Genomic DNA, 25,066 nt, shown 5'->3' on the forward strand with positions numbered 1-25,066 from the left:
GCGCCATGACCCACTTCTCGCTGCCCGTCCTGATCGCCAAGGCGCTGAAGGGAAACAAGACCTGGGAGCCGCAATGGCCCGATGCCGAGCCGAAGGCCGAATATGACGTGATCATCGTCGGGGCCGGCGGGCACGGCCTCGGCGCGGCCTATTATCTGGCCAAGGAGCACGGCATCACCAATGTCGCCGTGATCGACAAGGGCTGGCTCGGCGGCGGCAATACCGGCCGCAACACCACGATCATCCGCTCGAACTATCTCTACGACGAGTCGGCGCATCTCTACGAGCACGCCATGAAGCTCTGGGAAGGCCTGTCCCAGGAGCTGAACTACAACGTGATGTTCTCGCAGCGCGGCGTGATGATGCTGGCGCATACGGTGCATGACGAGCAGGTCTTCAAGCGCCACATCCATTCCAACCGCCTGAACGGCATCGACAACGAATGGCTGACGGCGGCGGAAGCCAAGGAATATTGCCCGCCGCTGAACATCGCGGCCAATGCCCGTTATCCGGTGGTGGGCGCGGCCCTGCAGCGCCGGGGCGGCGTCGCCCGGCACGACGCGGTGGCCTGGGGCTATGCCAGGGGCGCGGCGGCGCGCGGCGTCGACATCATCCAGAACTGCCCGGTTCTCGGCATCCGGCGAGACGCGACCGGCCGCGTGACGGGCGTCGAAACGGCCAAGGGCTTCATCAAGGCCAAGAAGGTCGCGGTCTCGGCCGCCGGCAACACCTCCGTGGTGATGGGCTCGGCCGATGTGCGCCTGCCCTTGGAAAGCTATCCGCTCCAGGCGCTGGTGTCGGAGCCGGTGAAGCCGATCTTCCCCTGCGTCGTGATGTCGAACACGGTTCACGCCTATCTTTCGCAGTCCGACAAGGGCGAGCTGGTGATCGGTTCTGGCACCGACCAGTACGTGTCCTATTCGCAGCGCGGCGGGCTGCCGCTGATCGAGCACACGCTGGCCTCCATCTGCGAAGTGTTCCCGATGTTCACCCGCATGCGGATGCTGCGCAAATGGGGCGGCATCGTCGATGTCACGCCGGACCGCTCGCCGATCATCGGCAAGACGCCGGTGCCGGGGCTCTACGTCAATTGCGGCTGGGGCACCGGCGGCTTCAAGGCGACGCCGGGTTCGGGCCACGTCTTCGCGCATACCATCGCGCGCGACGAGCCGCACCCGATCAACGCGCCTTTCACCCTCGATCGTTTCAGGACCGGCCGTCTCATCGACGAAGCCGCCGCCGCCGCCGTCGCGCACTGAAGGAGCGGACCCGATGCTGCTGATCACCTGCCCTTATTGCCAGGCCGCGCGCCCCGAGGTCGAATTCGCCTATGCCGGCGAAGCGCATATCGCGCGGCCCCTCGACCCCTCATCCTTGAGCGACGACGACTGGCGCGACCATCTTTACGTGCGCTCCAATCCGCGCGGGCGTCATCATGAGCGCTGGCGCCACATCCATGGGTGCGGGCGCTTCTTCAACGCGATCCGCGACACCGTGACGGACAAGTTCGAGACCACCTACAAGGCCGGCGAACCGCGCCCGGTCGTGGCCGCCAGCGAAGGAGCGGGCGCATGAGCCAATATCGCGTGACCGACGCCCCGGCCGGGGCGGTTTCCACGGCGCATCCCGCCAGCGCCTCGGTGGGCCGCACCGGCGCGATGCGCGTGTCCGGCAAAGGCCGCGCGTCCGGCGCGAAGCCCGTGCGCTTTTCCTTCGACGGCCAGAGCCTGGAAGGGCGCGAAGGCGACACGCTCGCCGCCGCGCTTCTGGCGAACGGCGTCCATCTCGTCGGCCGGTCCTTCAAGTATCACCGCCCACGCGGCATCCTGTCGGCGGGCTGCGAAGAACCGAACGCGCTGATCGGCACGGACCGGGGCGCGGGGCGCTTCGAGCCGAACACGCGCGCCACCGTCGCCGAGATCTTCGAAGGCTTCAAGGGCAATAGCCAGAACCGCTGGCCGTCCCTGCGAACCGATGTCGGCGCGGTGAACGACAGCCTCTACATGCTGTTCTCGGCGGGCTTCTACTACAAGACCTTCATGTGGCCGAAGAGCTTCTGGAACAAGGTCTACGAGCCGGTGATCCGGGGCGCGGCGGGCCTCGGCGTTTCGCCGTCCGAGACCGATCCCGACAACTATGCTTCGCGCTTCGCCCATTGCGACGTGCTTGTCGTCGGCGCGGGCGCGGCCGGTTTGTCGGCGGCTCTCGCGGCGGCCAGAAGCGGAGCGAAGGTCATGCTCGTCGACGAGCAGGCCGAAGCCGGCGGCTGGCTCCTGTCGGAGCCCGATGTCGCCATCGACGGCCGCCCGGCCTGGACGTGGCTGACCGAGACGCTGCAAGCGCTCGCGGACATGCCGAACGTCACGGTGCTCACCCGCACCACGGCGATCGGCTTCTATCACCAGAACTTCCTCGGCCTTTGCCAGCGCCTCACCGACCACCGCGCCGACGTGCCGGCGGGAGCCACGCGCGAGCGCATGTGGAAGGTGCGCGCGGCCCGCGTGATCCTCGCGCAGGGCGCCATCGAGAAGCCGCTGGTTTTTGCCGGCAACGACCGTCCGGGCGTGATGCTGGCGGGCGCGGCGCGCTCCTATCTCAACCGCTACGGCGTGAAGGTGGGCACGCGCGCCGCCGTCGTCACCTCGCATGACAGCGCCTGGGCCGCCGCCTTCGATCTGGCGCGGTCGGGCACGATCGTTCCGATCCTCGTGGACACGCGCCGCAAGGTCGCCGAGCACCTCCTGATGGAAGCGCGGTCCTTGGGCATCGAGACGCTCATTGGCGGCACGGTGACGGACACCAAGGGGCGGCTTCGCGTTTCCAAGGTGCGGGTCAATCCGGTGGACGGCTCAGGGCGCGTCGGCGCGGGGCGCTGGGTCGATTGCGACGCGCTGTTGATGTCGGGCGGCTGGACGCCGAGCCTTCATCTCTTCTCCCATACGGGCGGCAAGCTCGACTGGAACGCCGAGATGCAGACCTTCCTGCCGGGTCGCTCGACGAAGGACTGCGCTTGCGTCGGCGCGGGGGCCGGTCATTTCGGCCTCGCCGCAGCCTTCGCCGATGGCGCGGAGGCCGGCGCGGCTGCGGCCGAGACTGTCGGGCGCTCCGCTTCCGTTCCCGCCTTCTCCGTCGAGAAGGAAGGGCCGATGGAGGGCGAAACCTGCCTGGACCTGCCGACCGACCGCAACTCCTCCTTCGCCAAGGCCTTCGTCGACTTCCAGAACGACGTTCTGGCGAAAGACATCCGTCTCGCGGTGCGCGAGGGTTTCCGTTCGGTGGAGCACATCAAGCGCTACACCACCAACGGCATGGCGACCGACCAGGGCAAGACCTCCAACATCAACGGCTTGCAGATCGCCTCGAACGCGCTTGGGCGTCCGGCCCCGCAGGTCGGCCTCACCACCTTCCGCCCGCCCTATACGCCGACGACCTTCGGGGCGTTTGCGGGCTATAATCGCGGCGAACTCTTCGAGGTGACGCGCAAGACGCCGATCGACACGCTGGCCGAGACCGCCGGCGCGGTGTTCGAGCCGGTCTCGCTTTGGCGCCGGGCGCGCTACTTCCCGAAGGCGGGCGAGGATATGCACGCCGCCGTCAACCGCGAATGCAAGGCGACGCGGGCAAGCGTCGGCATGTTCGACGCCTCGACGCTCGGCAAGATCGAGATCGTCGGCCCGGACGCGGCGACCTTCATGAACCGCATGTATACCAATGCCTGGACGAAGCTGGAGCCCGGCCGCTGCCGCTACGGCGTGCTGCTCGGCGAGGACGGCTTCATCCGCGACGACGGCGTGATCGGGCGTTTGGCGAGCGATCGCTTCCACGTCACCACGACGACGGGCGGCGCGGCGCGGGTTCTCAACATGATGGAGGACTATCTCCAGACCGAATGGCCGGATCTCGACGTGTGGCTGACCTCCACCACCGAGCAATGGTCGGTGGTCGCCCTGAACGGCCCGAACGCGCGGAAAGTCCTGGAGCCCCTGGTCGAGGGCATCGACATCTCGGCCGAAGCCTTCCCGCACATGGCGGTCGGGGAAGGGCGCATCTGCGGCGTGCCGATGCGGCTTTTCCGCGTGAGCTTCACCGGCGAACTCGGCTTCGAGGTCAACGTGCCGGCGCGCTACGGCCGGGCCTTGTGGGAAGCGATCCGGGAAGCCGGGGCACAATACGGCATAGTGCCCTACGGCACGGAAACCATGCACGTCCTTCGCGCCGAGAAGGGCTATATCATCGTCGGCCAGGACACGGACGGCACCTTGACGCCGGACGACGCGGGCCTCGGCTGGGCGGTCGGCAAGCTGAAGCCGGACTTCGTCGGCAAGCGCTCGTTGCAGCGTGTCGATATGTTGAAGCCCAACCGCAAGCATCTTGTGGGTCTCCTGACGGCCGACCCGAAGGTGGTGCTGGAAGAAGGCGCGCAGATCACGGCGGAAGCGGACGGTCCGCTGCCGCGCCGCATGATCGGCCACGTCACATCCTCCTACTGGTCGGAAACGCTCGGCCGCTCCATCGCCATGGCGGTGATCGAAGGGGGCAAGACGAAGCAGGGCGAGACGATCTACGTGCCCATGACGGACGCCACCCACGCGGCGGTGATCGGCGGCTGCATCTTCTACGACCCGGAAAACAAGCGGCTGGCCGCGTAAGACGAAAGGGAGGCGACACCCATGTTGCAGGAATGGAAGACGCTTTCCGGCACGCGGCTGCCGAGCGTCGCGGATCGGTTCGCGGTCTCGCTCGCGCCCGATCAGGCCCGCTTCTCCTTGCGCGTCCGGGCGGCAAGCCGGGCGGCGGCGGGCGAGGTCTTCGGGGTCGCGCTGCCCGAAACCATCGGCGGCGTCCACTCCGCGGACGGGCGCACCGCGATCTGCCTCGGCCCGGACGAATGGTATCTTCTCGCCCCCGCCAATGAGGTGGACGCGATCTGCAAACGCTTCGCCGTCGGCCTCAGCGGTCCGCACAGCCTGGTGGATGTCAGCCATCGCGAGATCGGTATCGACGTGAGGGGCTCGGACGCGACGCTGGCGCTGTCCTCCTTCTGCGTGCTCGATCTCGACGCCATGCCGGAGGGATCGGCGACGCGCACGATCCTCGACAAGGCGCAAGCGGTTCTCGTCAAGCACTCGGCCCACCACTACCGGATCGAGGTCTGGCAGTCTTTCGCATCGCATGTCTGGGGCCTTCTGGCGGCGGTCGGCCGCGAGATCGCTACCGAACACTGATCCATCATTTCGCGCTCCGGGGGACCCCATGGATAGCTTGAACTTCGCCTTTGAGGCTCCTCTCGGCGACACGGCCATCGCCGACGCCATCGCCCGCGAGCTCGACCGGCAGGCGAACCAGATCGAACTGATCGCTTCCGAGAACATCGTGTCGGCCGATGTCCTGAAGGCGCAAGGCTCGGTTCTCACCAACAAATATGCCGAGGGCTATCCGGGGCGCCGTTATTATGGCGGCTGCGAATATGTCGACGAGGTCGAGACGCTCGCCATCGAGCGGGCGAAGGAGCTGTTCGGAGCGGGCTTCGTCAACGTCCAGCCGCATTCGGGCGCGCAGGCCAACCAGGCCGTGTTCCTGGCCCTGCTCCAGCCCGGAGACCGCATCATGGGCATGTCGCTCGCCCATGGCGGCCACCTCACCCACGGCTCGCCCGTCACCATGTCGGGCAAGTGGTTCGAGGTCGTGTCCTACGAGGTGCGCGAGAGCGACCAGCTCATCGACTACGACGCGCTGCGCGCCAAGGCGCTGGAAACTCGGCCGAAGCTGATCGTCGCCGGCGCTTCCGCTTATCCCCGCCACATCGATTTCGCCGCCTTCCGGGCTATTGCCGACGAGATCGGCGCTTATCTGATGGTGGACATGGCCCATTATGCCGGGCTGGTGGCCGCCGGCATTTATCCCGACCCGCTGCCGCACGCCCATGTGGTGACCACCACCACCCACAAGACGCTGCGGGGGCCGCGCGGCGGCATGATCCTCACCAACGACGAGGCTTTGGCTAAGAAGTTCAACTCGGCCGTTTTCCCCGGCAACCAGGGCGGCCCGCTGATGCACGTGATCGCGGCGAAAGCCGTGGCCTTCGGCGAAGCGCTGCGCCCCGACTTCAAGACCTATGCTCAATCGGTGGTTTCCAACGCGCGGGCGCTGTCGGATGCGCTCGTCGCCGGCGGTCTCGACATCGTGTCGGGCGGCACCGACTGCCACATGGTGCTGGTGGATCTGAGGCCGAAGAACGTCACCGGCAAGGACGCCGAAAAGGCGCTGGAGCGCGCCGGCCTCACCTGCAACAAGAACGCCATCCCCTTCGACCCGCAGAAGCCGGCGGTGACGTCCGGCGTGCGGCTCGGCACCTCGGCGGGCACGACGCGCGGTTTCGGCGAGGCCGAGTTCCGCAAGGTCGGCGCCCTGATCCTCCAGGTTCTCGACGCCCTCGCAGTGGCCGGCCCGGAAGGAGACAGCGCCGTGGAAGCGGCGGTTCTCGCTGAAGTTCGTGAACTCTGCGGGCGCTTCCCCATCTATCGCTGAACGATCCAACGCAGCGGCCGGAGGCATCGACCCTTCATGTTTCTTTCCGTCTTCGATCTCTACAAGATCGGCATCGGTCCCTCGTCGTCGCACACGATGGGGCCGATGACGGCCGCCGCGCGCTTTCTCAACGAACTGAAAAGCGGAAGCTGGCCACGCCCGCACGATGCGGTGGTGACGCGGCTGCGCGTCACGCTCCACGGCTCGCTCGCCTTCACCGGCGTCGGCCACGCCACGGACCGCGCCGTGGTGCTCGGGCTGTGCGGCTATGTGCCCGCCAATGTCGATCCCGACCGGGTGGACGAGATCGTCGGCGAGGTGGCGCGCACCGGCACCGTCCAGCCCGAAGGACACCCGGTCTACCAGTTCGAGCCGGCGCGCGATCTCGTGTTCGACCGCAAGAAGCCGCTGCCGGGCCACGCCAACGGCATGGCGGTGGAAGGGCTCGACCGCGACGGGCAGATGCTGCTCCGGCGCGTTTATTATTCGATCGGCGGCGGCTTCGTGGTGGACGAGGAGGAACTGCAGCGCCGCGACGTGGCGGCCCCGGCCGAGCCCGGCCAAACGGTGCCCTATCCCTTCGCTTCCGCAGCCGAGATGCTCTCGATGGCCGAGCGCTCCGGCAAGAGCGTCGCGGAAATGCAGCGCGCCAACGAACTCGTGTTCCTGTCCCCGAGCGAACTCGACGCGCGGCTCGACGCGGTGGCCGACGCCATGCGCGACTGCGTGCGGCGCGGCATCCGGCAGGAAGGCGTGATGCCCGGCGGGCTGAACGTGCGCCGCCGCGCCAAGGCCATCCACGACCGGCTCCAGGCGGACGCCGCCCGCAACGTCTTCCAGCCCTTGATCGCCAACGACTGGCTGTCGGTCTACGCCATGGCGGTGAACGAGGAGAACGCCTGCGGCGGGCGCGTCGTGACGGCCCCCACCAACGGCGCGTCGGGCGTGGTGCCGGCGGTGATGGAATATTTCCGCCATTTCCACGCCGAGGCCGGCAAGGCGCATATGCGCGAGTTTCTCCTGACCTCGGCGGCGATCGGCGGCCTGATCAAGCGCAACGCCTCGATTTCGGGCGCGGAAGTCGGGTGCCAGGGCGAGGTCGGCTCGGCCTCCGCCATGGCGGCGGCAGGCCTCGCGGCGCTGATGGGCGGGACGCCCGCCCATGTGGAGAACGCCGCCGAGATCGCGCTCGAGCATCACCTCGGCATGACCTGCGATCCCGTGAAAGGTCTCGTGCAGGTGCCTTGCATCGAGCGCAACGCGTTCGGCGCGGTGAAGGCGGTGACGGCCGCCTCGCTCGCGATGAAGGCGGAAGGCCTCCATTTCGTGCCGCTCGACGCCTGCATCGAGACCATGCGCCAGACCGGGCGCGACATGGACCACCGCTACAAGGAAACCAGTCTCGGCGGGCTCGCGGTGAACCTGCCGGAATGCTGACCTCGAGCCTTTTGCCTCAAGCTTCCCGCGCGCTTTCTCCCCCGAAGGGTTCGTCCATGTCCGAATATGTCCTGACGGCCTCTTGCCCGTCCAAGCGCGGCATCGTGGCCGCCATCGCCGCTTATCTGGCGGATCGGGACTGCAACATCGTGGACTCGGCGCAGTTCATCGACCGCGAGGCCGACCGCTTCTTCATGCGGATCGGCTTTCGCTCCGAAGGCGGCGTCAGCCTGGAAGAGATCGAGGCAAACTTCCCGGACATCGCCCGGCCCTTGTCGGTGGACTTCGCCTTCCACGATCCGCTGAAGCGCACCAAGGTGCTGCTTATGGTGTCGCGCTTCGGGCACTGCCTCAACGACATCCTTTATCGCTGGCGCATCGGGGCGCTGCCGATCGACATCGTCGGCGTCGTGTCGAACCATCACGACTACCAGAAGGTCGTGGTGAACCACGACATTCCCTTCCACCACGTGCCCGTGACCAAGGAAAACAAACCCCAGGCGGAGACACGCATTCTCGACATCGCGGAAAGTTCGGGCACCGAGCTGATCGTGCTGGCGCGCTACATGCAGGTCCTGTCGGACGAGATGTGCCGCCGCATGTCGGGCCGCATCATCAACATCCACCATTCCTTCCTGCCGAGCTTCAAGGGGGCGAACCCCTACAAGCAGGCCCATACGCGCGGCGTGAAGCTGATCGGCGCGACGGCCCATTACGTTACGGCGGATCTGGATGAAGGGCCGATCATCGAGCAGGACGTCGCCCGCATCACCCACGCGCAGAGCGCCTCCGATCTCGTGTCGATCGGCCGGGATGTGGAAGCGCAGGTTCTGTCGCGCGCGATCCACGCGCATATCCACCGCCGGGTCTTCCTGAACGGCGACCGGACGGTGGTGTTTCCGGCGTCCCCGGACGAATACGCTTCCGAGCGGATGGGGTGAAACGGAGGCGGCTTCTTCAGGCCGCCGCCTTGTCCATCCAAAGGCACCAGATCGCCAGGAGCGGGGCTTCGTCGGAGGCCATGGCGTGGCGGATATGCGGCTCGTTATAAAGCGTGCCGCCTGTCCCCGGTTCGAACCAGCCCGATTCCCCATGCTGGAAACGGCCCGGCGACAGAAGGAGATAAACCTCCTCCGGGCCGTGATGGTGGTCGGGGTAACGCACGTTCGGCGCCAGAAGCGACACGCCGATCGACAGATCCTTGCGGTTCTCCACCCCGGCCGGGCCGAGGATGGTGGCGTTGGCGTGACCGTCCGGCCAGTTCTCGCTGGAATGCGGGCCGCCGGACGAACGGCGCATCCAGTTCATCGACGGCTCCACCGCCGCGAAGGCATCCGCCAGCGTCTTCATGGAAGGCGAGGCTTCGCGGGCGATGCTCAAGGCTTCGCCGAGATGGGTGCAGACGGGCAGGCGCTGGGGTGCGCGGTCGCCCGCCGGGGCGGGTGTTTCGAGGGCCGCGAAGATCCGCGCCAGCGCCGCCTTCGATTGCGGGTCGACCTCCGCCGCCGCAAAGGCCTCGGCGAGGCTTTCGATGAACTCGGCCATTTCCGGGCTGCGCTCTGTCATCGCCGTTCTCCTCCCTCCCCGCGTTTCAACCGGCCGCCATCGCCGCGCCTTTGGCGAGGCCTGCGTCGAGCCCAGCGCCGACCGCCTGGTTGAAGCCCTGGTCCAGCATGGTCTGGAGCGCGGCTGCCGTCATGCCGCGATAATCGATCATCTCCTTGACGATCCGGGCCGTGTCGCCGTCCGGGCCGGCGAACAACTGGCTGGCATCGGTGAGAAGGCTGCGGGCCGCCTTTTCGGCGAAGGGCCGGGGCAGGCCTTGCGACACGGCATGGGCGACGAGCGCTTCGGCGAGCAGCGCCGGAAAGGCCGCGCCCGTGCCGGTCATTCCGGCGCAATAGTCGATATGGCTTTCGTCGGAGACTTCCGCCGCCGTGCCGCAGGACTCGAAGAGCTGCTGCACCAGCGCGCGGTTCTCCGGCGTCACGGTTTCCAGCGCGAACCAGGGCGTGAAGGAACGCTTGATCGCGGCGGCGGCGTTCGGGATGGAGCGCACGACCTGCGCCGCCCCCGTGCGCTCGGCAATGGCGCGAGCGGGAACGCCGGCCATCACGGAGATCACGAGCTTACCCGCCGCATCGATGTCGATGTCGCCGAACTGGTCGGGACGCACGGACAGGACGATCACGTCGGAGCGCGCCGCCAGCTCTGCGTTGTCGATCGTGCGATGGGCGTTGCCGATAGGGAGCGCGCCGCGCTTTCCCCGCCCCGACACGGTCAGGCGGCTGGGGTCCACCGTGCCGCTTTCCACGGCGGCCGAAGCGATGGCGTTGCCGAGCCAGCCTTCGCCACCGACGATGCCGATCGTCTCATTCAGGGTGCGTGTCATGCCATGCCTTTCGATTTCTAGCGGACCCGGCGTGGCTGCCGGTCGAGCGCGGCGCTGGACAAGCGGTCCAGAAGAAGCGCCACGGCGACGATCGACAGGCCGGCGCGAAGACCGACGCCGATCTCCATGCGGGTGAGCCCGCGCGTCACTTCCGCCCCCAAACCGCCGGCGCCGACGAGACCGGCCAGCACCACCATGGCGAGCGACAGAAGAATGCACTGGTTGAGACCGACGAGCAGCGTCGGCTTGGCGGCCGGAATCTCGATCTTCCACAGGATGGTGGAGCGCGTCGCGCCGAGCGCGTCGCCGAGTTCCAGAAAGGGCTTGGGCACCTGCTTCAGCGCCAGCGTGGTGAGGCGGAGCATCGGCGGCACGCCGTAGATCACGGTGGCGATCAGCGCCGGCACGCGGCCGAGGCTGAAGAAGATCACCGCCGGAATGAGATAGATCCATGGCGGAACGGTCTGCATCACGTCGAGAACCGGGCGCAGGGCGTTCTCCACCCGGTTGTTGCGCGAGGCCAGGATGCCGAGCGGAAAGGCGATCAAGACCGAGATCGCCACCGCCACGATCACGAGGGCGATCGTCTGCATGGAGGCCGTCCACAGCCCCATGGCCCAGCAGAAGCCAAGCGCTCCGACCGCCAGAAGCGCGACGCGCCAGTTGGCGACGACGAGCGCCAGCACCGCGACGGCGAGGATGACGCCCCAGGGCGGCAGCACGGTCAAAGTGTTTTGCACGGCGTCGAGCAGGGCTTCCACGACGATGCTGATCGCCCGGAACAGGCCGTGGAGGTTGGTGTTCAGCCAGTCGATGCTCGGCGCGATCAGCGCGCCCGGCGAAAAGCTCAATCCCCAATCGTTCATCGCGCCGGCTCCTTGCGTTCCTTCACTGCGCCTTCGGTGATCCGGTCCAGCACCATGGTGAGGATCACGATGGCGAGGCCAGCATCGATGGACTTGCCGATATCGAGGGTGCGCACCGCGTCGTAGATGGTGGAGCCGAGCCCGCCGGAGCCGACGATGCCGGCGATCACCACCATGCCGAAGGCCATCATCAGGCACTGGTTGACGCCGGCCATGATGGAAGGAAGGGCGAAGGGCAGCCGGATCTTCCAGAACATTTGCATGGAGGAACTGCCGCTCGCCCGGCCGAGCTCGATGAAGTTCACCGGCGTCAGGCGGATGCCGTGGGCGGTGAGCCTCAAGGCCGGCGGGATGGCGACCACGACGGTCGCGGCCAAGGCCGTGGCCGGCCCGAAGCCCAGAAGCGCGATGGCGGGCAGGAGGTAGATGTAGGGCGGCAGCGTCTGGATCATGTCCAGAACCGGCAGCATCGCCTTGTTCAGCCTCGGATTGAAGCCGGCGAGGATGCCGAGCGGAATGGCGATGGCGAGGGCCAGAACGGTCGCCGCCGTCACGAGGGCGAGCGTTTCCATGGTTTCCGGCCAAAGCCCCATGACGTCGCAGAAAAGAAGCGCGAGCGCGGCGACAATGCCGAAGCGCCGCCCCACCACGCGCCAGCCGAGAAGCCCGACCAGCGCCACGATGGCATAGAAGGGCACGGCCGACAAAACCGCCTCGATCCCCTCGTAGAGACCGTCCAGCGCGGAGCGGATCGAGTCGAAGAAGTCGACCCCATAGGTGTCGAGCCATTCGAGCCCGCTATCCACCGCCTCGTCGAAGGCTGTGGTCAAGTCCTGCGCATCCATGCTGCGCGCCTCCAGAACTGCCGGTTTCTACCGATCAAAATGCCGTGGCTTCGCCCGGCTCCTTGCCTTTGACGCCCTGAAGCAGGCTTCGGGTCGTGACGACGCCGACGATCCGCCCGGCGTCATGCACCGCGATCGCTTCCGCGTGGTCGCGCAGCGTGATGCGGATCAATTCGTCCACCTCGGCTTCCGTGGTGGTGCGGGGGAGGGCGGAGAGGTCGACGTCCGGACGCGCCGCGCCGAAGGCGTCCGCCGGGTGCATCACGGAATGCGCCTTGACGAGATGCAGCCGCGAGATGCCCGCCACGAAGGAGGCGACGTAATCGTCGGCCGGGTTGAGGATGATCTCCTCGGCGGTGCCGACCTGGACGATCGCGCCGTCCTTCATGATGGCGATGCGGTCGCCGATGCGGATCGCCTCGTCGAGATCGTGGGTGATGAACACAGCCGACTTGCCGAGATCCTTGGAAAGCTGGCGGAACTCGTCCTGCAACTGGCGGCGGATCAGGGGATCGAGCGCCGAGAAGGGCTCGTCCATGAGAATGATTTCGGGATCGGCGGCCAGCGCGCGCGCCAAGCCGACGCGCTGCTGCATGCCGCCGGAAAGCTCGGTCGGAAAGCGCTCGCTCCAGTCGGCGAGCCCCACCTTGCGCAGCGCGCCGGCGGCCGCTTCCAGGCGCTTCCCCTTTTCGACCTTCAGGACTTCGAGCCCGAAGGCGGCGTTTTCCAGAACGGTGCGGTGCGGCAGAAGGGCGACGTTCTGGAACACCATGCCGACATGGCGGGCGCGCACTTCGCGCAACTGCGCGCCGTTCATCGCGCCGATGTCGCGGCCGCGGATCATGATCTGGCCAAGGCTCGGCTCGATCAGGCGGTTGAACAAGCGGATCAGGGTGGACTTGCCGGAACCCGACAGGCCCATGATGCAGAAGATTTCGCCCTTTTTCAGGGTCAGGCTGACATCGGCGACGCCGACCACGCAGCCGAATTCCTTCAAAACCTCGGTCTTGCCGATGCCGCGCTCGGAAATGGCCTTCAGGGCCTTGTCGGCGCGTTCTCCGAAGACCTTCCAGACCGACCGGCAATCGATCAGCGGACCATCGATGGCGGCAGAGCTTTGGTCGAGCATGGCGGCTCCGGCTGAAATGGGCCGCGAGAAAGCGGCGGCGTGGCTGGAAATGGAGTGTCGAGGACCGGCACCGCCCTTTGCGGGGGGCGGTGCCGAAGTTCCGGGGGCGTCAGCCCTTCTTGATGTTCGACCAGCGCTTGATCAGGTCGGCATGGTTGCCGATCCAGTCGGCGACGGCCTGATCCATGGTCTTGCCGTCCTTCACTTCGCCGTTGATGGCGGTGATGTCGGCGAGCGGCACGTAGACGCTGGCCATGATCTCGCGGGCATGCTCGTTCTCGGCGGAAAAGCCCTTCTGGCCGATCCAGTAGTAGCTCTGCGGGGGCGGGAAGACGTTCTTGGGGTCCTTCAGCCACTTCACGTCGAACTTTTGGGTCATCCAAGACGGCTCCCAAACGGTGACGGCGATCCATTCCTTGCGGTCGGTCGCCGACTTCAGGGCGGCGGTCATGGCGGCGGTGGAGCCTTCCACGAGCTGCAGCTTGAGGTCGTATGCCTTCACCGCGTCGGCGGCGTCGCGCATCAGGCCCGAGCCCGGCTCGATGCCCACGATCTTGCCGCCGAACTTGTCGGCGTTCTCGTTGAGCTGGTCCATCGAGTCGATCGTGACGTATTTCGGCACGGCGATCGCCTGATACAGGCCGTGGGAAACGGGCGAGATCTTCTCGAGGCGGTTCTTGTTGCGGTTCCAGTAGTCCTGCGCCACGTAGTCGGTCTGCGAGACCATGACCTGCGTGTCGCCCTTGGTCAGCGCGGCATAGGCGATGCCCCATTCGGAGAAGCTGGTGACGTCCACCTTGTAGCCGGCTTCCTCCAGGACCTTCTTGGTGATGCCGGTGATGGGCGTCAGGTCCTCCCAGGACATGGTGCCGATCTTGATCGTCTTTTCCTCGGCCTGACCCTGAAGGGTCGCCATGCCGAGAAGGGCGAGCGCGCCGAGCGTTGCACGAATGAGACTTTTCATTTCCCTTGACCTCTCCTTTTAAGGACTGCCTGCGTTTCGCGCCGCTAGCCCTCCCGGCCAGCGCGCAATTCCTGCCATCGGATCACCGAGTTGATGCCGACGAATGCCAATGGGGCCGGCGGAAGGGGCTTGGGTGGCGCCTGCCGCCCGAACTCCTCCAGGATCACCGAGCGCTGCCCCGTTGCCAGATCCGCCGCCAGAACGCCGGCGAGCGTGCTTTTCACCGTTCCAAGGCCGTTCTCGCAGCAGGCCGAGAAGAGGTTCTCCTCCACCTCGCCGAAGGCCGGCACGTGGTTGAGGCTGAGGCAAAGACGCCCCGCCCAACTGTATTCGAAGGGAAGATCGGCGAGATCGGGAAAGCGCGCCACAAACGAACCGCGCTGTTCCCCGGCGATCTTTCCGACCTTGGCTTCGGAAACCTGCATCCCCGGCTCGAAGGTGAAGCGGGTGCGAACCACCACGCGCTCAGCCCCGTCATGGGTGATCTTGCGGATCGTCGCGCCCATCGGGTCGGCCGGAAGAATGCCCCAGGCCGCCTGCCCCGTGCGCCCGAAGCCCTTATCGCCCCGCCGCAGCGCCTCCGTCATCGAAGCATAGGTGAAGACATGCATCAAGCGGCCGCCGAAATGGCCGAAGTCCTGGATATGGCCGTTCACCGCGAGGATCACCTTCGGCGCGCGGATCGTGGCTTTGGGCGTTCGCGCGATCCACATCCTCGCTTCGCGGCGAAGACCGACCACCGGCGAATTCTCATGGATGTCGACCTTGGCCGACAGGGCGCCCGCCAAGGCGTGGATATACATGGCGGGCTGGATCATCACCGCGCCCGGCGTATGGAGCCCGCCCCGGTAATAGGAACTGCCCGTCAGCTCCTGCATGGCTTTGGCGTGGAGGAGCTCGAAGGGCTCGTCCATGCGGGCGAGCGAGCGGGCGAAGTCGGCATTCAGCTTCTCGCCGCGCGGTGTCGATGCCGCGTTGGTCTTGCCGCAGGGGTCGAAGGCTTGCTTCGGCATGCCGCATTCGGCCGCCGCCGCCTTGGCGAACTCGATGGCGAAGCGGTTATGCGCGATCTCCTGACGCGACTGCGCCGCGTCGCTGGGCGAATATTCGCCGGACGTCAGATTGTGCGGCAGGTCGATCATGAAGCCGGAATTGCGGCCCGCCGGGCCTTGTGCGATTTCGCGGGCGTCGAGAACCGCGATGCTTTCCCCGCCCCGGAGCTGCGCCAGACGCCGCGCCGCCGAGAGACCCGCAAAGCCCGCGCCGATCACGAGCCAGTCCACCGTCCGGTCCGCTTCCAGCGGACGAAGCGGCAGGGACCGCTCGGTCAGGGCCAGCCAGCCGGACTGGCCGGTATCGACCGGCAAACGCTGGACGGCGCGCTCGGTCACCGGACCGACTCGTCCACGGCGCGATCCGACAGGTCGATCCAGATCGTCTTCAGTTCGGTATATTGGTCATGGGCGAAGATCGACTTGTCGCGCCCGCCGAAGCCCGATTCCTTGAAGCCGCCGAAGGGCGTCGTGACATCGCCTTCGCCGAAGCAGTTCACCGTGACGGTGCCGGCGCGGATCTCGCGCGCCGCCCGGAGCGCCCGCTTCAGGTTGCCCGTGTAGACGGAGGCGGCCAGCCCGTAGGACGAGTCGTTGGCGAGCGCGATGGCTTCCGAAGCGTCGGTGAAGCTCGTGACCGACAGGACCGGGCCGAAGATCTCCTCGCGGAAGAGGGTGCTGTCGCGCGTCACGCCATCCACCAGCGTCGGCTCGATGAAGGCGCCGCCTTCCGTGTTGCCGCCGGCGACGAGTCCGAGCTTCTCCTTGCCGATGCGGTCGACGAAGCCCTTGACCTTCTCGTAGTGCTCGCGGCTGACGAGCGCGCCGACGCGGTTGGTCGGGTCCAGCGGATCGCCCATGCGCCATTCGCGCATATAGGCCTCGATGCGCGCCAGGAGATCGTCCTTGATGCTCGCGTGAACGATGAGGCGCGAGGTGGCCGAGCAGTTCTCGCCCATATTCCAGAAGGCCCCGAGCACCACCTGTTCGGCGACCTGATCGAGATCCTCGGCGTCCGCGAACACCACGGCCGGGTTCTTGCCGCCGCATTCCAGAACGACGCGCTTCATGTTGGAGTCGGCGGAATAGCGCAGGAACCGCTTGCCGGTCTCGGTGGAGCCGGTGAACGACACCATGTCGATGTCGGGATGCAGCCCGATCGGCTGGCCGACCTCCGCGCCCGAACCCGTCACGACGTTGAGGATGCCGGCGGGAACGCCCGCCTCATGGGCGAGCTCGGCGAGGCGGATCGCCGTCAGCGAGGTTTCCTCGGCGGGCTTGACGATCACCGAGCAGCCGGCGGCCAGCGCCGGGCCGATCTTCCAGGCCATCATGAGAAGCGGGAAGTTCCAGGGCAGGACGCAGCCCACGACCCCGATCGGCTCGCGCACCACCAGCGCCATCGCGCCGTGGCCGACGGGGGCCGTGTTGTCGTAGATCTTGTCGATCGTTTCGGCGTGCCAGCGGATCGTGTTGGCCGTCTCGTGCACGTCGATCGACTGGCACTCGGCGACGGGCTTGCCGCTGTCGAGGCTTTCCAGGACCGCCAGATCGTGGCGGTTGCGGTCGATCAGCTTGGCGAAGGCGAGAAGAACGCGCTTGCGCTCGGACGGGTGGAGGTTGCGCCAGCGCCCGTCCTCGAAAGCCTCGCGCGCTTTCTTAACAGTGAAGTCCACATCGGCCGCGCCGCAGGCCGCGACCTGTGCCAATTCATCCCCGGTCGCCGGGTTGGTCGTCGCGAAGGTCTTGCCAGAAGCGGCGGGGCGCGCCACGCCGTCGATGAAGGCGTTGCCGCCGAGGTTCAAAGAATGCGCGATGGCCTTGTATTCGCCGACCGTCAGCAGATCGCTCATGGATCAAGCTCCCGAGGTGATTTGCGCGATCGTGCGCTGGAGATTGGTGACGACGGTCCGAAGGGCGCGCTTTTCCTCGCCGTTCATCGGCCGCAGGGGCGGGCGCACGTCGCCGACCTTCAGCCCCTTCAGCTCGGCGCCGAACTTGATGCACTGCACGAACTTGCCGCCGTTCTCGAGCACCGCCATCAAGGGCAGAAGCGCCTTCATGATCGCGCGGCCCTTGTCGAAGTTCTTCTCGATGACGCAGGCCTCGTAGAGCGCGATATGCTCCTTCGGCAGGAAGTTCGAGCCGCCGCAGACCCAGCTCTTCGACCCCCAGGCGAAGAATTCCAGCGCCTGGTCGTCCATGCCGCAGGACATCTCGATATGCGGGAAGTCGCGCGCCAGGAGGTGGATGCGGTTGACGTCGCCCGAGCTTTCCTTGATCGCCTGGAAGTTCTTGGAACGCCCGACCCGCGACAGGAAGGTTTCGCCCATCATCACGCCGGTGCGGGCGGGATAGTTGTAGAGCATGATCGGCATGTTCGCCGCGCGGTCGATGGTCAGCGCGTGAACGGCGTTCTCGCGCTCGGTCGGCAGCGCATAGGGGGGCGAGGCGACGAGAAGGGCGTCGGCCCCGATCTCGCGGGCATGAAGGGCGTAGGCGACCGAGTCCTCGGTGCGCGTCGCGCCGGTGCCGATGATCAGCGCGGTGCGGTTCTTGATCACCTGCACCGCGAGTTTCGCCAGTTCCCGGCGTTCCTCGGTGGATTGCGCGTAGTATTCGCCGGTGGAGCCGCCGACGATGATGCCGTGGACGCCCGCATCCACGAGGCTTTCCAGAACGTTCGCGAATTCGGAACGATCGATCTCGCCGTCCGGTCCGAAAGGCGTGACGGCCGGTGTATAGATTCCTTCGAACTTCACGTGCCCGCGTCCTATCCGCTTAACCGAAGCCGTTCGGCCTTGCCGCCCGTGGAGGCCGGCTCGGCTTTCGCGCCGCTTCTGCCCGTCGATCGCCCCAAGCGCCCGGTTGGTTGTTGCCAAGCCGGTGCGTTCGCGCCGAGAAGCCGCCAACCCGAAGGAACCCGCCCACATCCATGCCCGGTTGCTTGATAGATCACGCAACGTCGCAAGGCGCCGAGCCGTGGATGCTTCGGACATCCTCGGTTTCTCTTGAGGTCTTGGTTGTTTTTTCGTCTCCCGTTGCTAGGGAAAATGTCACGCGCTCCACGTGCCGTCAACAACAATGTATTCCAGCATTACACAATTGGTGCGATGCAGCGTATGCAAAACGCAGGTTTATCGCCCGATCGAGGGGGCGTGGAACCGGCAAGCCGTTGATCTTATTCGTGTCGCGTGAAGGGCGCGGGGACATGGACCAGGGGCACGCTGCGGTTGACGATTGGCATATTTCGCTCGGTCCTTGGTCGCCAATGTTCCCTTTCCATTGACGATGCCTGCCGCAAATGTACACATATCGCACAATATATGTACGCCGCGGGTGCTTCGGATGCGCATCGTCGGCCGGGCGTCGCGATGGGGCGGGAAACAAGATGAAGGGCGGTAAGACGGCGCTCTACGAAGCGTTGAAGCGCCAGATCCTGACGCTGGAACTGCCGCCGGATCACGATCTCGACGAGATCCGCCTCAGCGAGGAATACGGCATCTCGCGCACGCCGGTGCGCGACATCTTCCGGCAGCTCGCGGGCGAGGGCTATATCGAGATCCGCGAAAACCGCGGGGCGCGCGTGATCCCGATGAATCACGGCACGCTGCGCGACTTCTTTCTCGTGGCCCCGATGATCTACGAGGCGGTTGGGCGGCTGGCGGTGCAGAATTTCCGCCGCTCGCAGATGGAGCGGCTGCGGGAGTGCCAGGAGCGCTTCCGCAGCGCCATCGCGCGCCGCGACCCCGACGCCATGGCGGTGGAGAACACGCTGTTCCATGCCATCATCGGCGACATGTCGGGCAGCGTCTTCCTGAAGCCGACATTCAGCAAGCTCCTGATCGACCACGCCCGGATCGGCTACACCTTCTTTCGCCCGAGGGACAGGGCGATGGAAAGCAATCTCGAAAAGTCCTGCGAGCACCACGACGAGATCATCGAGGCGATCGAGGACCGGAACGAGGCCGCGATGGTGCGCCTCATCTTCGAGCATTGGGAATTGTCGCGCGGCGACATGGAGATGTTCATCGCCCCCCCGAGCCTGCCCTCGGAAGTCCTGAAAAGGCTCGGCGCCGAAACGCGCGCTCCCAAAGTGCGGCCGCGCCGGACGGCGAAGGCCTGACGGCAGCGGTCATCCGCCCGACAAGCGCGTCTCGCGCACCGCCCGCTTCTCTTCGCGCGTCAGCCGGGCGGCGCGGTCCAAGACCTCGCCCAGCGCTTTCGCTCGCATCAGCCCGGCATGGGTGCGCTCTATCAACAGATCGCGTTCGAAACTTCTCGCAGCGTCATCACGCCCATGGTCATGCGGCCGATGGCATTCGCGAGGATGACGAAACGACTGATCGAACAATCGGGACGGGACGCCGAGCGGACTGGTTCAACCAGATCGTTCCGTGCTTGCCCCGAGCCGTCTAGAGGCAGGCGGACAGTCCGAGGATCGGCGCGTAGTTCACGAGCGTCACGGCGACCGATACGAGGCTCGCCCAAAGGGCGGTCCTTGCGAAGAAGCCACCGAGTTCGTCCTTGGACGCGGCCTGCCGCCGCCGCATCCAGATGACGAGCGCGAGAACGAGGGCGAGGTGGAGGAGCCAGAGTCCGACGAGAACGCCGCGTTGCAGCGACACGGGGCCGAAGGGCACGCCTTCCCAGCCGAAGGCGCAGCCGATCGACAGGGCGGCGTAAAGGGAAACGAAGGCCGAACTCCAGATCACCAGACCGGCGCAAAGAAGCAGGAGATTGGCGGCCGAGCGCGAGCCGATCATGGATTGGCCAGTTCCCGCAGCGGCACGAGGCGGTCGAGGGCGAACAGAAAGGCGATGGCGAGAAGCGTCGTGACGGCCGTGTAGTCGTGCCAAAGGCTCATCGTGCGAAGATCGGCCGAACGGCGCACCGATACGAAGCCGGCAAGGCAGCGCCAGATCGCCAAACCCGCCAGAAGCGCGCCGACGCCCGAATGCAGCGCCGCATAGGCGAGAAAGGCGACCGTCACCGCGAAGGACGCGTGGGCGGTGGGCGTCGGCACATGCGCCAGCATGACGAAGACGGCGAGAGCGGATGCCAGGAGGTGGCTCCCAAGCGCGCTTCCCAGCATCGGCACCGCCATCGTGGCCGAGCGCTTCACTGCAACTTGCGCGGCGCGACCGAAAACGGCTGCCGCGACCGCCGCCAGAACCAGAAGGCCGGATTCGAGAACGGGTGGGTTCACCGTTTGGGGTGCCGGCCAGCCCGGCGCGACGAGCCATAGGAACAGGGCGCCGAAGACGAGCGAGGCGAAGGCCGTCCCGTTTGCGACGAGAAGAAACAGCATGCCCCACCAAGTCGCCGGCCGCTCGGCTTCGGCGTGAACGGGAAGCCGCAGACCCATGCCGGCATCGAGGAGGCCGTGATCGCGTCTTTGTCCAGCCTCGCGGTTCCAGCAGAGAAACAAAGCCGCCACCAGCGCCAGCGCCAGAGGCGTCAGCCAATATTGCTTGAACAGGAGCGACAGGACGACGGAGCCGATGGCGAGCGCCGTCCAGAAGGGCAGGGCGGTCGGGCGCGGCAGGATGGCGACATGCTCCGGCTCGCCCGTCGCCATCTCCACCACCATGGTTTCCTGCCAGCCGTTACGGGGGATACCAAGATATCCCTGCCCGCGCTCCAGCCGCTCGCGAAGCGAAGGGTCGTCGCTGAGCGGCGCGCGCGAGGAAACGTGAGGCAGCGACGCGAAGGCATAAGGGCGCGGCGGGATGGCGGTGCACCATTCCAGCGTTTCGGCGCGCCACGGGTCGGGCCGCGAGCGCTTGCCGAAGCGCGTCTGGAACAGGACGTCGACGGCGAAAAGCGCGAAGCCCGCCGTCATCACGAAGCCCCCGATCGAGGAGATGAGGTTCGGCCAATCCCAGCCGAGGCCCTCGGGAAAGTTCGGCCACCGGCGCGGCATGCCGAGGAGCCCCGTCCAGTGCATCACGAGGAAGGTCATGTTGAAGCCGGTGAAGATCAGCCAGAAGACGAGCTTGCCGACGCCGTAGAGGGGCTCGCGCCCGGTGAAATGCGGCAGGTAGTAGTAGGCCGCCGCCAGCATGGGAAACACGAAGCCGCCGACCAGCACGTAATGCATGTGCGCAACGACGAAATGCGTGTCGTGGACCTGCCAGTCGAAGGGCACGATGGCCAGCATCACGCCCGTCAGCCCGCCGCAGACGAACACGAAGAAGAAGCCGAGAAGAAACAGCATGGGCACGGTGGGGCGCGGATGCCCGGCCATCATCGTGCCGATCCACAGGAAGATCTGGACACCGGTGGGCACCGCCACGAGGACGCTGGCGGCCGAAAAGAAGCCGAGCGCCAGATGCGGGATGCCCACCGTGAACATGTGGTGGACCCAAAGGCCGAAGCTGAGGAACGCCATGGCCGCGACGGCGGTGACGATCCACGAATAGCCGAGGATCGGGCGACGGACGAGAACCGGCAGGATCGTGGAGATCATCCCCGCCGCCGGCAGGAAGATGATGTAGACCTCCGGGTGGCCGAAGAGCCAGAAGAGATGCTGCCAAAGCAGCGCGTCGCCGCCGCGCGTCGGGTCGAAGAAGGGCAGGTCGAAGGCGCGCTCGGCTTCGAGCAGCACCGAGCCGAGGATCAAGGGCGGAAAGCCGACCAGCATCATGCCGGCGGTGACGAGGATGTACCAGCCGAAGAGCGGCATCCGCGCCAGCGTCATACCGGGGGCGCGGAACTTCAGGATGGAAACGGTCAGCTCCACCGCCGCCGCGACCGCCGAGATCTCGACGAAGGTGACGCCGAGGAGCCAGACATCGGCGTTGATGCCGGGCGAATGGGTGCCGGACGAGAGCGGCGTATACATGAACCAGCCCGAATCCGGGGCATAGCCCGCCAGCAGGGCCAGAACCAGGATCGAGCCGCCGAAGAGATAGCACCAGAAGCCGAGCGCGGTGAGGCGCGGAAAGGCGGAGTCCCGCGCCCCCAGCATCTTCGGCAGGAGATAGATCGCCAGCCCCTCGAACATCGGGATGGCGAACAGGAACATCATCACCGTGCCATGCATGGTGAAGATCTGGTTGTAGATCGCCGGGCCGACGAAGGCGCTCGACGGGGACGCGAGCTGGGCGCGGATCAGCATGGCGAGCGCGCCGCCGATGGCGAAGAACACGAAGGCGGCGATGATGAAGCGGCGGCCGAGAACCGTGTGGTTGACGGCGGAAAGCGTGCCGCGCCAACCCGGCGGCGTCGCCCAGATGCGCTCCAGATCGCGCTGGAGAGGCGAAAGCGCCGGGGGGCCGATCAGCCCGCCGGAGCGCTCGGCCTCGTTCGGAACGGCGGGAAGCACGGCGTCGCTCATCGGGCACCGTCCGAGGCGGGAGTTTCGTTCGCGGCGGTGGCGGCATCGAGCGCCGCGTCGAATTCCGCCGGCATGTGGGCAAGAACGGTGAAGCCCATGTTGGAATGGCCGATGCCGCAGAATTCGGAGCAAACGCCGCCATAGCTGCCGGGCCTGTCGGCCTGGAGGCGCAAGGTGTTCACGTGGCCGGGAATGGCGTCCACCTTTCCCCCGAGGCGGGGCACCCAGAAGGAATGAATGACGTCGGTCCCCACCACGCGCACATCGATCGGGCGACCTGCGGGAAGGTGGAGGATGTTCATCGTTTCGGCGCCGCCGGGATAGCGGAAGGTCCAGGCCCATTGCACTGGCACCGCTTCCACCGTGTAGGTGTCCGGATGGCGATGGGGCAAAAGATGCTCGCCGAGCCCGAGCGCGAAAACGAGAAGCGCGGAAAGCACGACGCCCGGAAACACGAGCCCGCCCCAGACCAGCCAGCGCTTGGGGTCCACCGAACGGCCGATGCCGGGCTTGGCGAAGGCGAGGGCGACGAGCGCCAGCACGAGCGCCATGATCGCGGCCGCGCCCGCCAGCATCACCCACCACAGGATCGCGGTGGAATGGGCCGCGGGGCCGGCGGGATCGAGAACGGAAAGGTTGCCGGCGCAGCCCGAGGCGCCAGATGTGAGAAGGAGAAGGCTGCCCATGCGCCGCCCCCGCTTCATTCCGGAACCTTGATGGCCAAGTCGACGAACGATCCGAGCCCCGTGATCCAGGCGGTGGCGAAAAAGGACATCTCTTCCGCGGTCGCCATCGCCGGGCATCCGATCCATGCCATGGCCGTGCATTTCCCCATCGCGCTCGCCATCGCGACGCTGGGCGCCGACGTCTTCTACTGGTGGAGCGCCGATCCGTTCTGGCTGCGCGCCGGGCTTTGGGCGGCGGGCTTTTCCTTCGCGACGGGCGTCGCGGCCAGCCTCGTCGGCACGGCCGAGCTTTTGCTGGTTCCCGGCATCCGCTCGCGCGCGGCGAGCTGGACCCATGCCATCGCCGCCATGATGTTCGTGTCGATCTGCGGTATGAACTGGGTGGTGCGCCTCGTGACGCCGGATGCGGTTCTGCCGCTCGGCCTCGCCTTGTCGGGGCTCGGCGCAGTGTTCACCGGCCTTGCCGGCTGGCATGGAGGCAAGCTGATCCTGCATCACGGCGTCGGCATCATGGTGTCGGACGACGGCTGAACCGCGCCCCAAAGCTCCGACAGACCGCCCGGTCGAAACAGGTTCTCCGGCAGGAAGCCGAGCGGGATCGCAGGCTTGGCCAGCACCAGCCAGAAGATGGCGAGCATCAGGGCCGACAGGGTGACGAGGCTGGCGAGAACCCGCCAGCGGGCGAAATGTCCGCCTTGGTCGAAGATGGTGAGAACCAGCAGCCCGACCCAGACGTGGAGAGACACGAGCATGCCGACGAGGAGGAGTTTCAGCGCGAACCACTCGAAATGGATTTCGCGCGCCAGGATCAGCGCCGTGCCGGACGCGATGGCGAGAAAGGCTGCCGGCGACACCACCACGACATAGGCGAAGCGCGTGAAGAGATGCAGCCGGTGAAGGGGCGGCCCTTCGCCGGCAGCTTGGCGCTGGCCGAGGAGAACGGGCAAAAGGAGGATGCCGCCCGCCCAGATCGACAGGCTCGCGACATGGATGAACTTCAGCCAGACCACCGTCATGCGCGGTTCGTCGCCGGGGCGTCATTGCCGACGAGCCGGCGGACGCAGACAAGCGCGGCGACGAGGTTCGGCAGCATCCCCGGAACCCACATCAGGAGGCCGGCAAGCTGCTGGTCTTCCAGGGCGGACAGGCCGAAAGGCTCGGTGGTCAGGAAATGGGCCGCATAAAGGGGAACCGGCGCAAAGGTAATGAGCGCGCCGAGGAGCCCCATCAGGGCGATCACCACGAGATGCGCGAGCGCCGTCTTCAAGGGCGGCGTGCCGGGCGACAGGAGGTGCCGCCACAAAAGCACCGCCGAGCCGAGAAGCGACGCTTCCATGGTCCAGTAGATCAGGTCGTCGCTCAAAGCCGCCGCATAGGGTGCGGGCGCATGCCAGAACCAGAGCGCCACCACTTGGAAAAGCACGAGAAGCGGCAGGACGGCTCCCGATGCCCCGGTTTTCCGCGCCGGAAACGCCACCGCCAGAAGCGGGGCGGCAAGGGACACCAGAAGAAGATGGTGCAGGATGCGTGCCGAAAAGAGCGCCGAGGACAGGGCGCAGAGCGGCGACACGAAGGCGAGCACCAGCGCTGTCAGACCCAAGACGTAAGCTTGGTTCTGCCGCCTCGTCCAGGTCTTGCGCCTTGCCACACCGAAGGCCGCGCAAGCGGCGAGCCCTGCCAGAAGCCACGGATCGAGATTGAACGCGCCCGGAAGCTGGTCCGGCATGGGCGCTGCGCCGCAATAAGGCTGATCCTGCCCGATCCCTGTCGTCATGCCCCTTCGCATCACTGAGCTTGTCAGTTTTCCGAACTAAGGCGCCGCCGG

24 protein-coding genes are annotated in these 25,066 nt (G+C 66.6%); 9 read left to right on the top strand and 15 right to left on the bottom strand.

All coding sequences use genetic code 11. From position 1 onward, the window contains the following. Nucleotides 1–5: 5 nt before the first annotated feature. From F9929_RS20325 to purU, 7 genes are all read left to right on the top strand, one after another. The gene (locus F9929_RS20325; protein WP_152048374.1) at nt 6–1,259 is read left to right on the top strand and encodes a sarcosine oxidase subunit beta family protein; all 1,254 of its coding nucleotides are present in this window, start codon (nt 6–8) and stop codon (nt 1,257–1,259) included. Between the two features lie 13 nt (nt 1,260–1,272). Next, nucleotides 1,273–1,575 carry a sarcosine oxidase subunit delta gene (locus F9929_RS20330; RefSeq protein ID WP_152048375.1) on the top strand — a complete coding sequence of 101 codons (303 nt, stop codon included), beginning with the start codon at nt 1,273–1,275 and terminating at the stop codon, nt 1,573–1,575. An 83-nt stretch (nt 1,576–1,658) separates the two neighbouring features. Next, complete coding sequence (locus tag F9929_RS20335; protein WP_152048416.1) at nt 1,659–4,649, top strand: sarcosine oxidase subunit alpha; 2,991 nt, start codon at nt 1,659–1,661, stop codon at nt 4,647–4,649. Between the two features lie 21 nt (nt 4,650–4,670). After that, nucleotides 4,671–5,225, top strand: a complete 555-nt coding sequence (locus tag F9929_RS20340; protein WP_152048376.1) for a sarcosine oxidase subunit gamma — start codon at nt 4,671–4,673, stop codon at nt 5,223–5,225. 28 nt (nt 5,226–5,253) lie between these two features. Continuing rightward, nucleotides 5,254–6,528, top strand: a complete 1,275-nt coding sequence (gene glyA / locus F9929_RS20345) for a serine hydroxymethyltransferase (RefSeq protein WP_152048377.1) — start codon at nt 5,254–5,256, stop codon at nt 6,526–6,528. A gap of 36 nt (nt 6,529–6,564) precedes the next feature. Further along, nucleotides 6,565–7,965 (top strand): L-serine ammonia-lyase, encoded by a 1,401-nt coding sequence (locus F9929_RS20350; RefSeq protein WP_152048378.1) that lies wholly within the window; start codon nt 6,565–6,567, stop codon nt 7,963–7,965. A gap of 56 nt (nt 7,966–8,021) precedes the next feature. After that, nucleotides 8,022–8,906, top strand: coding sequence for a formyltetrahydrofolate deformylase (gene purU, locus F9929_RS20355; protein ID WP_152048379.1), 885 nt, complete (start codon nt 8,022–8,024; stop codon nt 8,904–8,906). Between the two features lie 16 nt (nt 8,907–8,922). On the opposite strand, the gene F9929_RS20360 is transcribed toward purU, so the two are convergent. From F9929_RS20360 to F9929_RS20400, 9 genes are all read right to left on the bottom strand, one after another. Next, on the bottom strand, nt 8,923–9,531 hold the full coding sequence (locus F9929_RS20360; protein ID WP_152048380.1) for a dimethylsulfonioproprionate lyase family protein: 609 nt from the start codon (nt 9,529–9,531) through the stop codon (nt 8,923–8,925). Nucleotides 9,532–9,556: 25 nt separating this feature from the next. Continuing rightward, nucleotides 9,557–10,357 (bottom strand): pyrroline-5-carboxylate reductase family protein, encoded by an 801-nt coding sequence (locus F9929_RS20365; RefSeq protein ID WP_152048381.1) that lies wholly within the window; start codon nt 10,355–10,357, stop codon nt 9,557–9,559. 17 nt (nt 10,358–10,374) lie between these two features. After that, on the bottom strand, nt 10,375–11,223 hold the full coding sequence (locus tag F9929_RS20370; protein ID WP_152048382.1) for an ABC transporter permease: 849 nt from the start codon (nt 11,221–11,223) through the stop codon (nt 10,375–10,377). Further along, nucleotides 11,220–12,068, bottom strand: coding sequence for an ABC transporter permease (locus tag F9929_RS20375; RefSeq protein ID WP_152048383.1), 849 nt, complete (start codon nt 12,066–12,068; stop codon nt 11,220–11,222). The genes F9929_RS20370 and F9929_RS20375 overlap by 4 nt, the downstream gene beginning before the upstream one ends. 34 nt (nt 12,069–12,102) lie before the next feature. Then, on the bottom strand, nt 12,103–13,197 hold the full coding sequence (locus F9929_RS20380) for a quaternary amine ABC transporter ATP-binding protein (protein WP_152048384.1): 1,095 nt from the start codon (nt 13,195–13,197) through the stop codon (nt 12,103–12,105). Between the two features lie 109 nt (nt 13,198–13,306). Beyond that, the gene (locus tag F9929_RS20385) at nt 13,307–14,161 is read right to left on the bottom strand and encodes a glycine betaine ABC transporter substrate-binding protein (protein WP_152048385.1); all 855 of its coding nucleotides are present in this window, start codon (nt 14,159–14,161) and stop codon (nt 13,307–13,309) included. Nucleotides 14,162–14,205: 44 nt separating this feature from the next. Beyond that, nucleotides 14,206–15,552, bottom strand: a complete 1,347-nt coding sequence (locus F9929_RS20390) for an NAD(P)/FAD-dependent oxidoreductase (protein WP_152048386.1) — start codon at nt 15,550–15,552, stop codon at nt 14,206–14,208. Beyond that, a complete protein-coding gene (locus tag F9929_RS20395; protein ID WP_152048387.1) occupies nt 15,549–17,066 on the bottom strand; it encodes an aldehyde dehydrogenase in 1,518 nt (505 codons plus the stop codon). The genes F9929_RS20390 and F9929_RS20395 overlap by 4 nt, the downstream gene beginning before the upstream one ends. A gap of 3 nt (nt 17,067–17,069) precedes the next feature. Further along, nucleotides 17,070–17,975: a dihydrodipicolinate synthase family protein gene (locus F9929_RS20400; protein WP_152048388.1), complete on the bottom strand. Its 906-nt coding sequence runs from the start codon at nt 17,973–17,975 to the stop codon at nt 17,070–17,072. Nucleotides 17,976–18,604: 629 nt separating this feature from the next. Between F9929_RS20400 and F9929_RS20405 the strand changes: the two genes are divergently transcribed. Continuing rightward, entirely contained in the window at nt 18,605–19,339 is a 735-nt protein-coding gene (locus tag F9929_RS20405; protein WP_152048389.1) for a GntR family transcriptional regulator, read from the top strand. A 9-nt stretch (nt 19,340–19,348) separates the two neighbouring features. Here the strand turns inward: F9929_RS20405 and F9929_RS24765 are convergent, their stop codons facing one another. The 4 genes from F9929_RS24765 to coxB all read right to left on the bottom strand — a co-directional run bounded on the left by F9929_RS24765 (nt 19,349) and on the right by coxB (nt 23,241). Beyond that, complete coding sequence (locus F9929_RS24765; RefSeq protein ID WP_268915680.1) at nt 19,349–19,474, bottom strand: hypothetical protein; 126 nt, start codon at nt 19,472–19,474, stop codon at nt 19,349–19,351. 154 nt (nt 19,475–19,628) lie between these two features. Continuing rightward, a complete protein-coding gene (locus F9929_RS20410; protein WP_152048390.1) occupies nt 19,629–19,979 on the bottom strand; it encodes a hypothetical protein in 351 nt (116 codons plus the stop codon). Further along, nucleotides 19,976–22,555 carry a cytochrome c oxidase subunit I gene (gene ctaD, locus F9929_RS20415; RefSeq protein WP_152048391.1) on the bottom strand — a complete coding sequence of 860 codons (2,580 nt, stop codon included), beginning with the start codon at nt 22,553–22,555 and terminating at the stop codon, nt 19,976–19,978. Before ctaD ends, F9929_RS20410 begins: the two co-directional genes overlap by 4 nt. Further along, nucleotides 22,552–23,241, bottom strand: a complete 690-nt coding sequence (gene coxB, locus F9929_RS20420; protein ID WP_235919472.1) for a cytochrome c oxidase subunit II — start codon at nt 23,239–23,241, stop codon at nt 22,552–22,554. Before coxB ends, ctaD begins: the two co-directional genes overlap by 4 nt. A 30-nt stretch (nt 23,242–23,271) precedes the next feature. Here coxB and F9929_RS20425 point away from each other — a divergent pair, with 30 nt between their 5' ends. Next, nucleotides 23,272–23,772, top strand: a complete 501-nt coding sequence (locus tag F9929_RS20425) for a DUF2231 domain-containing protein (RefSeq protein WP_152048393.1) — start codon at nt 23,272–23,274, stop codon at nt 23,770–23,772. Here the strand turns inward: F9929_RS20425 and F9929_RS20430 are convergent. Then, nucleotides 23,736–24,257: a CopD family protein gene (locus tag F9929_RS20430; RefSeq protein WP_152048394.1), complete on the bottom strand. Its 522-nt coding sequence runs from the start codon at nt 24,255–24,257 to the stop codon at nt 23,736–23,738. The genes F9929_RS20425 and F9929_RS20430 overlap by 37 nt on opposite strands. Beyond that, complete coding sequence (locus tag F9929_RS20435) at nt 24,254–25,015, bottom strand: cytochrome c oxidase assembly protein (protein WP_152048395.1); 762 nt, start codon at nt 25,013–25,015, stop codon at nt 24,254–24,256. The genes F9929_RS20430 and F9929_RS20435 overlap by 4 nt, the downstream gene beginning before the upstream one ends. Between the last annotated feature and the right edge of the window lie 51 nt (nt 25,016–25,066).

This window comes from Aureimonas psammosilenae (assembly GCF_009176975.1).
GTDB lineage: Bacteria > Pseudomonadota > Alphaproteobacteria > Rhizobiales > Rhizobiaceae > Plantimonas > Plantimonas psammosilenae.